The sequence below is a fragment of the Streptomyces melanogenes genome, from assembly GCF_014649795.1.
Lineage (GTDB): Bacteria > Actinomycetota > Actinomycetes > Streptomycetales > Streptomycetaceae > Streptomyces > Streptomyces noboritoensis.
The window spans coordinates 364,172-378,710 of record NZ_BMTS01000006.1 but is presented as its reverse complement, the minus strand read 5'-3'; the positions used below and the strand labels follow the sequence as shown (position 1 = coordinate 378,710).

The 14,539-nt window shown below is 72.9% G+C and carries 10 protein-coding genes; all 10 read right to left on the bottom strand.

Translation table 11 applies throughout. The annotated features are described in order from the left end of the window. Positions 1–172: 172 nt before the first annotated feature. Positions 173–589, bottom strand: coding sequence for a pyridoxamine 5'-phosphate oxidase family protein (locus IE252_RS16360; RefSeq protein WP_190090111.1), 417 nt, complete (start codon positions 587–589; stop codon positions 173–175). Between the two features lie 153 nt (positions 590–742). Next, positions 743–2,263: an MFS transporter gene (locus IE252_RS16355; protein ID WP_190090110.1), complete on the bottom strand. Its 1,521-nt coding sequence runs from the start codon at positions 2,261–2,263 to the stop codon at positions 743–745. Between the two features lie 386 nt (positions 2,264–2,649). Beyond that, the gene (locus IE252_RS16350) at positions 2,650–3,546 is read right to left on the bottom strand and encodes a sigma-70 family RNA polymerase sigma factor (RefSeq protein ID WP_190090109.1); all 897 of its coding nucleotides are present in this window, start codon (positions 3,544–3,546) and stop codon (positions 2,650–2,652) included. A gap of 159 nt (positions 3,547–3,705) precedes the next feature. Next, on the bottom strand, positions 3,706–4,164 hold the full coding sequence (locus IE252_RS16345; protein WP_190090108.1) for a carboxymuconolactone decarboxylase family protein: 459 nt from the start codon (positions 4,162–4,164) through the stop codon (positions 3,706–3,708). Positions 4,165–4,211: 47 nt separating this feature from the next. Continuing rightward, the gene (locus IE252_RS16340) at positions 4,212–4,922 is read right to left on the bottom strand and encodes an SDR family oxidoreductase (RefSeq protein WP_190090107.1); all 711 of its coding nucleotides are present in this window, start codon (positions 4,920–4,922) and stop codon (positions 4,212–4,214) included. 60 nt (positions 4,923–4,982) lie between these two features. Beyond that, positions 4,983–6,236 carry an acyltransferase family protein gene (locus IE252_RS16335; RefSeq protein WP_229848426.1) on the bottom strand — a complete coding sequence of 418 codons (1,254 nt, stop codon included), beginning with the start codon at positions 6,234–6,236 and terminating at the stop codon, positions 4,983–4,985. Between the two features lie 296 nt (positions 6,237–6,532). After that, entirely contained in the window at positions 6,533–9,520 is a 2,988-nt protein-coding gene (fxsT, locus tag IE252_RS16330) for an FxSxx-COOH system tetratricopeptide repeat protein (RefSeq protein ID WP_190090106.1), read from the bottom strand. A 94-nt stretch (positions 9,521–9,614) separates the two neighbouring features. Then, positions 9,615–10,853: an FxsB family cyclophane-forming radical SAM/SPASM peptide maturase gene (locus tag IE252_RS16325; protein ID WP_373298557.1), complete on the bottom strand. Its 1,239-nt coding sequence runs from the start codon at positions 10,851–10,853 to the stop codon at positions 9,615–9,617. Beyond that, positions 10,850–11,125: a hypothetical protein gene (locus IE252_RS16320; protein WP_190090105.1), complete on the bottom strand. Its 276-nt coding sequence runs from the start codon at positions 11,123–11,125 to the stop codon at positions 10,850–10,852. The genes IE252_RS16325 and IE252_RS16320 overlap by 4 nt, the downstream gene beginning before the upstream one ends. After that, positions 11,122–14,535 carry an SAV_2336 N-terminal domain-related protein gene (locus IE252_RS16315; RefSeq protein ID WP_190090104.1) on the bottom strand — a complete coding sequence of 1,138 codons (3,414 nt, stop codon included), beginning with the start codon at positions 14,533–14,535 and terminating at the stop codon, positions 11,122–11,124. Before IE252_RS16315 ends, IE252_RS16320 begins: the two co-directional genes overlap by 4 nt. Positions 14,536–14,539: the final 4 nt, after the last annotated feature.

Below are 14,539 nucleotides of genomic sequence, written 5' to 3'. Positions count from 1 at the left end.
TGACATGGTTCAGCCGATATCGCCGATCGTGGCAGCGGGCGCCTGAGTACGACTCAAGTCATCGAATCCGTACGGGAGTTGGATCGTATGCAATACAAAAAGGCGCGGCGCCGCCGAATGGGGTGCATCCGGTGGTGCCGCGCCGATAAAGCCGTGCGGTGTGGTGCGTGAATTACGTGTTGAGGTTCATCACCCGGTCGACCGCGATCTCCAGGACCACCCGGCCGGGCGGATTCGGCGGCGCCGACCAATAGCGCTTGGCGTACCGCTTGACGCCCTCGGCGACCCGCGCCGGGTCGTCCGAGACCGTGCCGGTGCCCTCCAGGGTGACCCAGGAGAAGCCCTCCACCTGGCACAGGGCGGCCCGGCCGCCCGGGTTCGCCAGCACGTTGCGCGCCTTGCGCGAGGTGACCACCGTCATGACCCGGGCCAGCCCCGACGCCGCGTCCCAGGTGAACCGGACGGGCGCCACATGGGGCGAGCCGTCGGGCCGCAGGGTGGTCAGCGTGGCGGTGAGCGGCTCGGTGAGGAACGCCTCCACCGAGGCGGAGACCTCCGGAGCACGCGTCCGCCCTCGGGGCAGTGACATTGCGGATACGTCCTTCCAGGCGTTCCAGGGGGCCGCGACCACAGCGGCCCGGCCCCCGGTTATCGACCGATGGCGCTCCTCCGCCAGGTGTCGGAGGAGCGCCACGGCCTGCCCAGCCCTATGCGGCGAGCGGGCGGTTCACAAAGGTCGTTTCTACTTCTCTACTCCGGCGGCCTCGGGCGTGCCCGCGACCTCCGCGTCGCCGTTGCCGTGGGCGTGCGCCGAGCTCATCGAGTTCGCGCCCTTCGGCATGAAGAACAGGGCGACCAGCAGGGCGCTGAAGCAGAGGATCGCGGCGGAGAGGAACGCGTGGTGGTTGGCCGTCGCCTGGATGTCGTGGATCTTGACGGGGTCGCCACCGGTCTTGGAGAGCTTCTCCTCCAGGCCGTTGTAGGCGATGGTCGCGATCACGGCGAGACCGAGGGCGCCACCGGCCTCCTGGCTGGTGTTGATGAGACCGGCGCCGATGCCGGCCTCCTCGTCCGGGATGCCGACGAACGCGGCGATCTGGAGCGTCACGAAGACCATGCCGCAGCCGAGGCCGAGCAGGACGAACGCGGGCAGCAGGTGCGTCGGGTACGAGCTGCCGGCGCCGGTGCGCCACAGGATCAGCAGGCCGGAGGTGGTCAGCGTCAGACCGACGGCGAGCACCGGGCGGGCGGCCATCTTGGTGATCATGCCGGAGGCGACGCCGGCGCCGACCGCCACCGCGAGGGCGAGCGGCACATAGGCGAAGCCGGCCTTCATCGGCGAGTAACCGAACGCCTGCTGCATGAAGAGGCTGGCGAAGAAGAACAGCGCGCCGAACGTACCGAAGACGAGGATCGCGGAGAAGTTGGCGACGCGCATGGTCTTGAGGCGGAAGATGCGCAGCGGCATCATCGGCGCCTCGACCTTGGTCTCGATGACGAGGAAGGCGATGAGCAGAACGGCGACGCCGATCAGGCTGCCGATCGTACGGGCGGTGCCCCAGCCGACGTTGATGGCCTCACCGAGGGTGAAGATGAGGAGCAGCAGACCGGCGGTGAGGGTCGCGGCGCCGGCGAAGTCGAAGCGCTGGCGCGGGGCGTCGGACTTGCTCTCGGGAAGGATGCGCGGGGCCAGGATCACGACGCCCAGGCCGATCGGCACGTTGATCCAGAAGATCCACTCCCAGCCCGGGCCGTCGGCCAGGACGCCACCGAGCATCACGCCGACGATCGAGGCGATACCGGCCAGCGAACCCCAGACGCCCAGCGCCTTGTTGCGCTCGGCACCCTCGGGGAAGGTGTTGGTGAGGATCGAGAGCGCGGCGGGGGCGATCATCGAGGAGCCGAGGCCCTGGAAGCCGCGCGAGGTGATCAGCATGGCGGCGTTCTGCGCGAGGCCCGAGGTGAGCGAGGCGACGGCGAACACCACGAAGCCGGTCATCAGGAGCCGCCGGCGCCCGAAGGTGTCGGCGAGCCGGCCGCTGAGCAGCAGGAAGCCGCCGAGCACGGTGGAGTAGGCGGTCACGATGTAGTTGAGACTGACATCGGACATGTCGAGCCCGTCCTGGATGGACGGGAGGGCGAGGTTCACGATCGACACGTCGAGGAAGACCATGAACTGGCCCAGGCACAGGAACGCCAGGATCAGGCCGGGCTTCACGCCCGTCGCGGGTCCCGACCTCGGGAGTGAGTCGGCGGCAGCCATTACGAGACTCCTAAATCATGGGAAATCGAGTGGGTGAGAGCGCCCCCGGCGCTGCCGGATGGCTGCCGGACACAACCGCGTCCGCATACGGAACGCCGCCCGAGAGTTCTGTTCGGGACGCGGGCCATACGTGTCAAAGGCTGCTCTCCATCGGGGGCTTCTTCGAACGGGCGCCCCCGAACGAGGGCGACGGACGCTCCACCGGTGCTGCCCCCCTCGGCTCACCGCCCGGACTCGTCCGTCACTGATATGACGGATCCCGCGCCGCGAATGTGACCGCTGGACGAAAAATAGTTTTAGAACGGTGTCTGACCTGCGGTGATGCACCCGAAAAGCACAACGGCCCGGTCCGCCGAAGCGGTACCGGGCCGTTCTCGGGCGCCTTCTCAGGCGTCGAGCAGCACCAGGTCGAGCGCGCCCAGGCGCGCCGGGTCGGTGATGACCTCGATCTCGGTGATCACCGCGTCGGCGAAGCCCTCGTCGGAGAAGCCGAAGCTCATCACGCGGTAGCCGGGCTTGCCGCGGTCCGCCACCACGCCCGGCGAGCCGTCCACCAGCGCGGGCTCGGCGGACTTGGCGAACTGGGCGAAGGTGAGCGCCTGCCGGGCCACGGCGGAGGCACCGCGCAGCACGGTGGAGGTTCCGGGCCGGTCGGCCGCGTACGAGCGGGCCACGACGTCGGGGTCGAGCACGGCGACCAGGGCGTCGAAGTCGCCGCCGCGGGCCGCGCTGAGGAACGCCTCGACGACCTCGCGCTGCCGGGTGAGGTCGGGGGCGGGCGGGGTGTTCACGCCCTGGACGCGGCGGCGGGCGCGGCTGGCCAGCTGCCGGGCGGCCGCGGGGCTGCGGTCCACGATGGGCGCGATCTCCTCGAAGGGCACCGCGAACATGTCGTGCAGCACGAACGCCAGCCGCTCGGCGGGGTCGAGCGTCTCCAGGACGACCAGCAGGGCCAGGCCCACCGAGTCGGCGAGGAGCGCCTGGTGTTCGGGGTCGGCGCCGTCCTCCGGGTCCAGGGCGGGCTCGGTGACCTGGGCCTCCAGCGGGTCCTCACGGCGGGCCCGGCGGGAGCGCAGCATGTCCAGACAGACCCGGCCCACGATCGTCGTCAGCCAGCCGACCAGGTTCTCGATGTCGTCCGTGTCGGCGCGGCTGAGCCTCAGCCAGGACTCCTGAACGGCGTCGTCGGCCTCGGTCAGCGAGCCGAGCATCCGGTACGCCACCGCTCTCAGATGGCTCCGGTTCTCCTCGAATCGCTGCGCCAGCCACTCGCGCTCGTCCATCGGTCACATCCTTTTGGTTCGCGTTCCGTCAATCCCATGACGAACCGACCCCGGCAAATGTGACAGCGTCCGCCGCCGGTGGGCTCGTTCGCCGGTCCCCCGGCCGGCCAACTGTCGCACGCCGCCGGGGAACCGGGCCCCCGGCGGCGTGCGACGCGGCTACCAGGCCTGGCCCGCCTGCTGCTTGGTGGAGGCGTTGAGGCGGTTGAACAGGTTGACCACACCGATCTGGAGGACCAGGGCGGCCAGCTTCTGCTCGTCGTAGTGCTTGGCGGCCTCGTCCCACACGGCGTCCGGCACGGCGTCCTCGCGGTCCGCGAGCCGGGTGACGTGCTCGGCGAGCGCCAGCGCCGCGCGCTCGGCCTCGCTGTAGAACGGCGTCTCGCGCCAGGCGCCCACCGAGAAGATGCGCTCGTCGGAGACGCCCGCCTTCTGCGCGGCCTTGGCCGACGCGTCGAGGCAGGGGCCGCAGCCGTTGATCTGGCTGACGCGCAGGTGGACGAGTTCGAGGGTGGCCTCCTCGACACCGGCCTTGCGGATCGACTTGATGAGGCCGCCGATGGCCGCCATCGAGTCGGGCAGCACCTGCGCGGGGTTGTTCATACGGGGAGTGGACATCGTCATATTCCTTCAGCAGTGGGGGTGTTGAGCGAGAAAGATCATGCTTACCAGGGAAGTATGCCCTGGTCCTGGACGAACGTGGCGGTGGGGCCGTCCGCGTCCAGGGTGGCGAGCTTCACGGCGATCGCCGCGCCCTGCTCGGCCGACTTGTAGCCCTCGCCCCCGGTGATGTCGGTGCGGCACCAGCCCGGGTCGACCGCGTTGACCTTGATCGGGGTGTCCCACAGCTCCTTGGCGTAGGACACGGTGATCATGTTGAGCGCGGTCTTGGAGGAGTTGTACGGCAGGTTGTTGACGTGCCAGATCGGGTGGTCCTGGTCGAGCACGTTGGTGAGCGAGGCCATCTCGCTGGACTGGTTGACGATCCGGCCCGCCGGCGACTTGCGCAGCAGCGGCAGGAACGCGTTGGTCACCGCGACGACACCGAACACATTGGTCTCGTATATCGAGCGGAGGGTCTCCAGCGAGGTGGTGCTCGGCTTGCCGTCCTCGTGCGAGACCGTGATGCCGGCGTTGTTCACCAGGATGTCGAGCTTGCCGTAGGCGAGGTCGATGTAGGTGGCGGCCTTCTTGATGCTCTCCGGGTCGGTCACGTCGATCTGTACGAAGGGCTGGCCGAGCTTCTCGGCGGCGGCCCTGCCGAGCTTCTCGTCACGCGCGCCCACGATCGCGGTGACCCCCAGCTCGCCGAGCTGGCGCGCGATCTCGAATCCGATTCCTTTGTTGGCACCTGTAATGAGGGCGATGGTCTTCATGGGGGGAATCCTTACAGTCGAATCTTGAACTCCACTTGAATGCAAGTGGTTCGGTGCGGGTCAGCTCGCCGCGGCCTTGGGGTGCCGGGGCTTTGACCAGTTACGGGTGATGGGACGCTCGATGAGTGCGTACAGCGCCCAGGACGCCAGCAGGGCGATCGTGAATTCCACGAGGACGATGCCGATGGTCTGCGGCACCGAGTACATGTCGTGCCCCAGCCACTTGCGCACATATGCGAGTACGACAAAGTGGACGAGGTAGAAGGCGAAGGAGACTTCGCCGAGCCAGATCATCGCGCGATTGCGGAAGAGCGTGAATTGGTTCCTCGCGTCGGCGGTGGCGGCGGCCGCGATCAGGAAGATGATCGGGATGATGGTCATGGACCGCTGCGAGTAGAGGAACGGCACGTGGGAGGCCCACACATAGCTGCCGGCCAGCAGCAGGCCCGACCAGGTCATGCCGATGTTCCACCAGCGGCCGTTGAGCACCGCCTGCGCGACCAGCATGCCGAGCGCGAAGTCGAGCAGCCGCATCGGCGGGAAGTTGTACGCGAACCAGTACTGGTTCGTGGAGGCGCGGGCGCCGAGCGCCAGGCCGCCGGGGAAGTTGGGGTCGTCCGGCAGCAGCAGATAGGTGAAGAACGGCGTGGCGATGATGGCCGCCGTCACACCGGATATCCAGTACTTGAGGTGCCCGGCCTTGATGCGGCGGAATACTTTGTGCAGCAGCGGGAAGGAAAGATAGAAGAGCAATTCGCAGCCCAGCGACCAGCTGGGCTGGTTCACGCTGGAGAACACGTCGAACTTCGGCACCCATACGTGCACCATGAGCAGGTTCAGTATCGCCGTTCGAGTCGGCGTATAGGCGGAGGCGAAGGCGACCATCGCCAGGCCCCAGGTGATCGCGTAGTTCGGGTAGATCTTCACGATCCTGCGCCGCCAGAAGGCGCGTACGGTGTCCGTTTCCCGGACCGCCCAGGTGAGCACGAATCCGCTGAGGACGAAGAAGAACGTGACGCCGAGGGAACCCGCGTTGTGGGTGATGTCGAACCAGTCCATCGCCGCGTCGTCGTCCTTGACCAGGCGCAGGAACGGGAACGGCAGTCCGGTGTGGTTGAGGAAGACCAGGAGGGCCGCGGGGAAGCGCAGTCCGGTCAGCGAGGGCAGCCGGGTGGCCTCGGGGCGCAGCCAGCCGTCCCGGGTGGCGACCGTGCGTAACCCGGTCGTCCTGCCCAGGCGCGCGGACCGTGCCCTGCGGGACGAGTCGGCTGCCGCGGTCGGCGGCCCGGCGCCGATCGTGTCGCCTTGAGTCATGGCAAACCCTCCTGAAGGCATGGGGAGTCGGCCTCTCGCCGTGTTCGGAAGAGAGGTTCTCGGCACGTTCGATCGTCGCCCACCCCAAGGGAGCGCCCCTTGAGCGATGCTCCGGGCCCCTTCAAGGATCTTGACGATCACGCTCCGCTTCAAGGCGGGGTGCTCCGGGACAGCGCGGAGTTCGGCCATCAACTACAGTAACTGCACGTTCACGTACGGGAATTGCCTGCTCCACGTCAGAAGTACGTCAGAGAAGTGTCAAATCCAGCCGCGCGTGGCTTTGCTCACAGTCGCCATCACACCGGCATCGGCTCGAAGTCCCAGTACGGCCGGGCCCCGCTCCGCATGTAGGCGGTCTGGCGGTGGTTCTCGCCGAGCGCGACGGTCAGGGTCGTCACCGCGTCCCGGAGCAGCTCGGCGGCCTGGGCCCGGCGGCCCAGTGCCCGCAGGTCCTGGGCGAGGCCCGCCTGGAGGTTGACCGACAGGACGTGCGTCTGGCCGACCGAGGTGACCGCTCGCACCAGCGCGGCGCGGCCGAGCTCGGCCGCGCCCGGCAGATCGCCGTCGGCGGCCCGCGCGGAGGCGGTGTTCATGGCGCACCCCAGCGTCCAGGGGTGGGCGTGGCCGAGGACCCGGGTGAAGGCCCGCAGATTGCGCTCGGCGAGGTCGCGGGCGGCGTGGTGCTCGCCCGTCTCGCGCAGCACCAGGGCCACGTTGTCGTGCGCGCCGATCGTGTACGGGTGGTCCGCGCCCAGCAGCTTCTCGTATCCGGCGGCCGCCTCGACGGCCAGCGCGTGCGCCTCCTCGTGGCGGCCCAAGTCCCGCAGCAGCATGGCGTAGTCGCAGGTGAACGCGGTCGCGTCGGCGCGCCGCAGCATCGCGTCGCGGGCCTCCCAGAGCAGCCCCCTGGCCCGCTCGGGCTCGCCGTCGCGGCGCAGGCACAGCGCCAGGTTGTGCTGGGCGGTGAGCGTCTGCGGGTGGTCGCTGCCCAGGATCTGGCGGTGCAGGCGGTGGTTGTACTCCTGGATGGTCAGCGCCTCCCCGTACCGCCCCATCAGCCGCAGCATCTGGGCCTTGTAGAGCCCGGCCTGGAGGGTGAGGTGGTCCTTGCCGCCCAGGACGGAGATGCACTCCTCCAGGACCTCGTCGTGGCGCGAGAGGGACTTGGCGTAGTGGCCCTGGAGGGCGAGGGTGACCGCCAGGTTGTGGCGGATCGCGAGGAGGCGGGGCACCTTCCAGTCGCCGAGCAGGGCCGCGGTCTCCCCCGCCGCCTCCTCGAACAGGGCGCGCGCCTCGGCGTACTTGCCGAGCACCATCAGCGTGCCGCCCAGGCCGTTCTTGGCGCGGACCACCTCGATGCCGCCGCGGCCCTCCGCCATCAGCCGCCGCAGGGTGTCGCGGCCCAGCTCCTCGGCGCGGCCGTACTCCCCCAGCTGGCGCAGCGTATGGGCGAGTTGGTGGGTGGCGACCAGGACGAGGCCGTCGGTGGGGCCGGACAGCGGCCGCCAGGACTCCACGGCGAGGCCGCTGAGCCGGCGCCCCTCGCGGAACTCGCCGCGCACCCGCAGGTACTCGATGCAGTTGAGGACGAGGCGGCGCACGTCCGGGTCGGTGGAGGCGAGCGCGCCGGACGGCTCCAGGTGCGGGATGAGCTCGGCGTAGCGCGGCCAGTTGTGCGAGCCCGCCGGGTCGCGCGGGTCGGCGGCGACCAGCACCCGGCAGGCGGTGGCGGTGGCCCGCTCGTGGTCCTGCTCGGGCAGGCTGCCGCGCACGAAGCGGTGCAGCAGCCGGTGGATGCGCAGGGAGCCGACGGTACGGGTGCCGAGCCGGCCGGGGTCGTCGTACTCCAGCGGCGTCGAGGTCACCCGGGAGAGCGTGCGCAGCGCCGAGTTCCAGCTGCTGGGGTCGGTGACCAGGGAGGCGAGGTGCGGCGGCAGATCGCTGACCCGGGCGTTCTGCAGCAGCCGCAGCGGCACGGAGTCCGGGGAGAAGTGGGCGAGGAGCTTCAGCAGCTCCCAGGCCTCGGCGGAGGTCTCGTGCAGGCTGTTGAGCGTCTTGGACCAGGCGGCCTGGAAGCTGGCCGGGTACTCGCGGGACGGCATGGTGGAGACGGTGTGCGGGTCGCCCTGGCTGATGCCGCGCACATAGTCGGCGACCGAGGCGGCCGGGTTGTTGGCGATCCAGGTGGCGGTCTGGTCGAGCAGCAGCGGCAGGTCCTGGACGGCCTCGGCGAGCCGGTCCGCGTCCTGCTCGCCGAGCCGCTCGGCGCGGCGCCGGGCGAAGGCGACGCTCTCCTCGCGGTCGAACGGCGGCAGCTGCACCAGCTGGGCGCTCAGGCCCGGCCACTCGGGCGAGTTGGCGGTGACCAGGACGTGTCCGGGGCCCTCCGGGATCAGCTCGCCGACCGCCTCCGGGCTCTCCGCGCCGTCGAACACGACCAGCCAGCGCCGGCCGGTCGTCTCCAGGGCGCCGCGCACGGCCGTGATGACCTCGCCGAGCCGGCTGCCCTGTGGCAGGTCCAGGGCCGGGGCGAGCGCCGCGAACCCCTCGCGGGCGCTGGCCTTGGCGGCGGCGCCGACCCACCAGACGATGTCGTACTCGCCCGCGAACCGGTGGACGTACTCCATCGCGGCCTGGGTCTTGCCGACGCCGCTCAGCCCGTGGATCACCACCCGGCCGCCCTCCTCGCCGGAGGCGGCCAGGATGTCGTGGACCCGCTCGAAGGCGTCCTCGCGGCCGGTGAACTGGCGGTTGCGGCGCGGCGCGTTCCAGATCCCGGGGCGGTCGTCGGGGAAGCGGATGGGCCGCTCCAGGACGACTCCGCCGGGGCGGCCCGGCGACCCGGCGCACTCCAGGACCCGGCGGCGCGCCTCGTCGGGGCCGACCCCGCGCAGCCCGACGGGGCGCAGGGTGGCCGCGGCGGGCGGCAGCGGTTTGGCGGTGACGCTGACGGCGGCGACGCGGTCGCGGTGCTGCGGCAGGGTGTCGCGCAGCAGCCGGGCCCAGCCCTGGTACTTCTCCGAGTCGAAGCGCAGGTACCAGTCGTCCAGGACCACCAGGATGTGCCCGGGCGGCTCCAGCAGGTCGGCGAGGGCCGAGTCGGCGGGCTTCAGGTGCAGCGGGTCCCACCGTATGAGGACGGCGGGGTGGCCCGCCCGCTCCAGCTGCTGCCCGATCCAGTCGGCCCAGGCCTGGCTCTGCCCGGCGAAGAGCACGGTGACACGGGGTGACTCCTCGGCCGGCTCGGGCAGCGTGGGCCCCACGGCGCCCTCGTGGTCGGACATGCGGCGGACTCCCTCGGCTCGGGCCGGAAGCTGCGGAATGTGCGCGCAACTTCAATTGTGCGTCAGAAAGATGTCGATGAGCAGGAGTTGACGGTCACGGGCGGCCCCGCTGCGGCCCGTCGGCGTCCGCCAGCCGGGCCGCGATGTGGCGGATCAGCCGCTCCAGGTCGGCGCAGTACACGCTGGGGTGGAGGAATCCGCTGTACGGGGCGTACCGGTGGGCGTAGTTGCCGCCCCCGCACACCTCCCGCACCGGGCACTCCACACAGTCCCGCGAAAGCCCCGCAACCCCCAACTGGCGGGCGGCGACGCCGGGATGGCGCAGCGCCCGGTCGAAGGAGTGGCGGAAGACGTCGAGCCCGGTCGCGGAGGCGCCCTCGTACGCCGAGCGCAGCGCGCCCGTCTGCTCGATCGCACCGTCCGTCTCCACCACCACCGCCACCATCGGGGAGAGCCCCACCGACTCGACGGAGCTCGGCACGCCGAGGAGCAGCGCCACGATCTCCTGGAAGAGCCGCACCCCGGTGCGCATCCGGTCGTCGTCCCACCACAGGTCGAAGACCCGCACCAGCCAGTCCCCGTACGGGGTGGGGCGCGCGCGCCGCCCCGGCACCGGGGCCGGGGCGATCCCGGGCGGCGGCGCCGCCCAGTTGCCGTGCGGCAGCAGCAGGTCGATGCCGGGCGGGCCGAGCGCGAGCAGCGAGCGGTAGACGTCCTCGGGGTCGGCGGCGAGGTCGACCGTGCACAGGATCCCCGCGTACGCGGCGGGGCGCCGGGCGAGCAGCCGTGCGGCCGCGGCGACGGCGGGCCAGGAGGGGCGGCCCCGGCGGTCGGTGCGGCGGGTGTTGAGCCGGGCCGCGCCCCCGTCCAGGCTGAGCCCGACCCGGACGCGGGCGGCGGCGAGCCGGTCCAGGGTGCGCGGGGTCAGCAGGGTGCCGTTGGTCTGCACGGTCGCGGTGACCTCGCAGCCGCCGGGCACCACACCCCGGACGGCCTCGCGCACGGCCCGGCGCACCTCGGCCGCGTACGCCACGACGGGACCGGCCCCGCCGAGCAGCGGCTCGCCGCCGTGCAGGTCGATGCGGAGCGCGGGGAGCCGGTGGGCGGCGGCGTGTTCGGCGATGCGGCGGGCGGTGCGGCGCACGGTCGTCTCGGGCACCCGGGCCGGGCGCTCGCGCCAACTCGCGTCCTGGCCGCGGTAGATGTAGCAGTAGTCGCAGGCGAGGTTGCACCGGCTGTGCACCTTCAGGACGAACTGGCGCAGCGGGACGGCCCGCACGGCGTCCGGGTCGAGTTCGCGGTGCGGCCAGCGGGGCTCCTCGGCGGTGGTCACGGCACGTCTCCCTGGCGCGGGTCGCCGGGGCGGGCCGAGGGCGTGTCCGCGAAGTAGGCCCCCACCGCGTCCGCCGGCTCCGTCGCGGGCGCGTCGCTGAAGTACGCCCCGGCGCGCCCCTGGGCACCGGGCCGGTGGCACAGGTCGGCGAGGACCGCGGCGAGCACGGGGTGGGCGCACTCGTGCGGGGAGCGGGCCGCCAGCGGGCGCAGGTCCGGTAAGGCCGCGGGGTCCGGCAGCGCCGTCGCCCCGTCCGTCGCGGTCGCCGTCACGACGCTCCCAGCTCGTCGTCGAGCCGGTCGGTCGCCGCCCGGCTCAGGGCCTCCGCCTCGGCGTCCGACCGTCCCGCCGCTGCCGCGTCCGAAAGGATCCGCAGTACCTCAAGGTGCTCCTCCCGTGCCCGGGCCGGGCCCGCCGTCCGCTCCAGCAGCAGCGCCCGCAGCTGGCGCGCCCTCGCCTCCGTCAGCGGCTCCCCGGCCGCCCTGCTCTCCTCCGCGGCCCGCAGCGCGTGGTCGGCCGCCTCGCCGAGCCGGGCCGGTGAGCCGGTGCGCTCCGACAGCAGCCGCAGCACCTCGGCGCGCAGCAGCCAGATCCGGGCGAGGACCGCGCTGCGGTCGGTGGCCCTGGCCGCCGCGCCCAGTATCCAGTGCGCCTCGTGCAGGTCGGGGAGGACCTGTTCGGCGTGGAAGCGCTGGACGTGGGCGGCGCCCAGCAGATAGCGGCGGCGGGCGAGTTCGGGGGCGGACTCGGAGGTCTCGTCGAGCGCCCGGCGCAGCGCGCGCACCGCGCCCCGGGCGTCGTCGACGGACTCCTTCGCCCGGGCCCGCGCGGTGAGCGCGTCGCCGAGCTCGGTGAAGGCGGCGGCGCGGCGCGGGTCGTCCGGGTCCATCAGCTCCAGCGCCTCCGACCAGGCCACCACCGCCGAGTCGAGGTGGGTGCGGCTGCGGGTCGACTCGTACCGCTCGCGCAGCACCTTCGCCATCCGCAGCAGGCACACGGCCTGGGCCTCGCGGTCGGGGCCGGCGTAGCGGCGGGCCTGGTCGAGGGCCTGGAGGACGGTCAGCCGGGTGGCGTCGTCGGTCTCGGCCTGGGAGAGCTCCACGGCGTCGGCCACGTCCAGCCAGGCCCGGCTGACCTCGGCGTCGGTCAGGACGCCCGGCGCGGGCGTCTCGAACCCGGCGTACAGGTCCCTGGCCGCGCGGTCGGCGTAGGAGCGGGCGGTGAGCAGCGCCTCCTCGCCGGGGCTCGCGGCCGCGTGGCGGGCGAGGGCGAGCAGCAGCGAGCCGCGCAGCAGCAGGACGTCGGCGGCGCGGGCCTCCTTCAGGAGCGCGTCGGTGACCTGGACCGCGGTGTCCAGGCAGCCGCCCGTCCACTCCGGCTCCAGCTCGGCGAGCCGGCGCAGCACCCGGACCCGGGCCAGCGAGGCGGCCCGCCAGTCGGCGCGCTGGGTGGCGGAGGCCGGGGGGATCCCGCCGATCAGGGCGAGGCTGTTGTGGGCGCGGTTGAGGAACTCCAGGGCGACCTCGTGGGCCGAGCGCTCGACCAGCACCGCCGCCCCGCCCGCCCCTTCCGCGCTCTCCCCCTCGCCGCCGGACTCCGCCCGCACCCGGGCCTTCGCCGTCAGCCACCACGCCTCGTCCGCGCCCGCCCGGCCCGACTCCGCCTCGTCCGCCATCGCCTCCAGGATCCGGGCGAGGGTCAGATGGGCCCGGCGCTCGTGCGGCAGCGCGTTCTCCACGGCGGCCAGGGCCTCGCCCAGGTCCTCGCCGAGCCGCCGCAGCTCCCAGCGCAACAGCAGCGCCTTCGCCAACTCACCGTACAGATAAGCCCGTTCGGCAGCCCGCCGCTCGCCCCGCACGGCGGCGCCGAGCAGCTGGACGCCCATGTCGAGGTCGCGGACCGTGCCGTACGCGCCGAACCGGTCCAGGCAGTCGCGGGCGCGCTCGGACAGCTCGCGCGGGCCCGGGCCGTCGGCGCCGCCCGGCTGGACGAACTGGTCGGGCCGGCCGAAGCGCCGCAGCACCTGCGCCGAGACCCGGGCGAAGACCCGCAGCCGGGAGTCGTCCGACGGCCCGGCGGGCGCGCTGCCCCCGGGGTCGACCGACCCGGCAAGGACGGCAGCGGCAAGCGCGGGAAAGTTGCGCACGGTCCGCCCGTAGCGCCGCTCCACGTACTCGGAGCAGTGCTTGAGCACGAGGATCGCGCTCCCGGCGCCGAGGTGTTCGAGCAGCTCCTCGCGCACCCCGTCCAGGAAGGCGTAGCCGGGCAGCACGTCCCGGCCGCCGCCGCCCTCCTCGTCGGCGACCCGCATCAGCCCGCTGAGCAGCACCTCGGCCAGCACCTCGGGCCCGCTGTCGACCAGCATCGCCCGCTGGACCAGCTGCATCACCGGCAGCACCAGCGGCGCCGCCGACAGACAGGCGGCGAGCTGGGCCGCGTCGGGCGAGGCGGTGGCGCGGAACGCGGCGACCCGCTCGGCGGCCGTGAGCGTCCGCTCGGCGCGGGCGCTGCCGGCCGCCGGGGCCTGGTCGGCGCGGACCCGGCCGACCGCCGCCTCCATGGTCTGCTCGGTGGAGCCGCTCACCAGCCGCGCCCAGGCGCCGAACGAGGACTGCCGCAGGGCGAGCACCGGCACCGGGATCCCCCGGGCGTCGCGGCCGCGCTCGGGCCTGCGCGGCCGGAACTCCAGCCGCCCGGCCGGGCCTTCACGGCGCCGCAGCACGCCTTGCCGGGTGGGCAGGTGGGTGGAGCGCCACATGCGCTGCGGCAGCGGCTGGACCACGGCGAGCGGGGCGGTGCGCGCCCAGCCGTACAGCAGCCGGTGCAGCTGCCCGCTGCGCCACATGGGGCCCGCGCAGTCGCTGAGCAGCAGGGTCAGCTGGCGTCCGGCCGGGTCCCAGAACTGGGACGGGTCGGCGAGGTGCCCGCCGGGGGTCACTGTGGTGCCGACGCGCGGCCCGCCGTCCACGCCCTCGTGCAGATAGTGCAGCTGCACCTCGCGGAAGGCCCCGGCCCGCTCGCAGACCTGGCGCAGCTCGTCGAAGGTCTGCTCCCACACCACGGTCGAGGAGGACACGTCCATCAGCAGGGCGAGCCGGGCCTGGCGGCGCCGGTCGGGCTTGAGCACCGGGAGGATCAGGCCGGTGTCGGCCGCCCGGTCGGCGGTGGCCTGCTCGTCGAGGCGGCTGCCGGTGGTGCGGGCGGGCGGCCGGTAGTGCTGGAGCGGGCGCAACGCCCGTTGCAGGGCGAGGGGTTCGGGCAGGGTCGCGGCGGCGGGCGCGGCCACCCGCACCCCGTCGGAGCCGCCCGGTAAGCCGCCGGCCTCGCCGCCCGGGCCGGTTCCGGGGCCGGGCCCGGGGGTGAACAGATCGGCCCGGCCCTCGTACGGACGGACCGCGGGCCCGCCGGAGGCGCCCTGCTCGGGGACGCGCTCGGCGGGCGCGGGGCCCGCGTCGACGGGGTCCGGCGGCTTGACGCCGGGGCCGGAGGCGATGGGCCGCACCCCGTCCGGGACCTGCGGCCGGGGCCGGGTGAGCGGACCGGCGAAGCCCGCCAGCCACAGCGCGTCCGCCAGCTCCTGGGCGGTCGGCTGGATCTCCGCCTCCCGGAGGCGCGCCACCAGTGCCGTGAGCGTGGAGCTCACGGCGCTCTCGGTGGGGCGCGGGCCCCCGGCTGCGGTCATCGGG

What these genes read in the sequence shown, in the direction of transcription:
- IE252_RS16335 (WP_229848426.1), bottom strand. Translation starts at nt 6,236, where the DNA reads ATGACTCAAGGCGACACGATCGGCGCCGGGCCGCCGACCGCGGCAGCC.
- IE252_RS16345 (WP_190090108.1), bottom strand. Translation starts at nt 4,164, where the DNA reads ATGTCCACTCCCCGTATGAACAACCCCGCGCAGGTGCTGCCCGACTCG.
- fxsT (WP_190090106.1), bottom strand. Translation starts at nt 9,520, where the DNA reads ATGTCCGACCACGAGGGCGCCGTGGGGCCCACGCTGCCCGAGCCGGCC.
- IE252_RS16350 (WP_190090109.1), bottom strand. Translation starts at nt 3,546, where the DNA reads ATGGACGAGCGCGAGTGGCTGGCGCAGCGATTCGAGGAGAACCGGAGC.
- IE252_RS16355 (WP_190090110.1), bottom strand. Translation starts at nt 2,263, where the DNA reads ATGGCTGCCGCCGACTCACTCCCGAGGTCGGGACCCGCGACGGGCGTG.
- IE252_RS16340 (WP_190090107.1), bottom strand. Translation starts at nt 4,922, where the DNA reads ATGAAGACCATCGCCCTCATTACAGGTGCCAACAAAGGAATCGGATTC.
- IE252_RS16315 (WP_190090104.1), bottom strand. Translation starts at nt 14,535, where the DNA reads ATGACCGCAGCCGGGGGCCCGCGCCCCACCGAGAGCGCCGTGAGCTCC.
- IE252_RS16360 (WP_190090111.1), bottom strand. Translation starts at nt 589, where the DNA reads ATGTCACTGCCCCGAGGGCGGACGCGTGCTCCGGAGGTCTCCGCCTCG.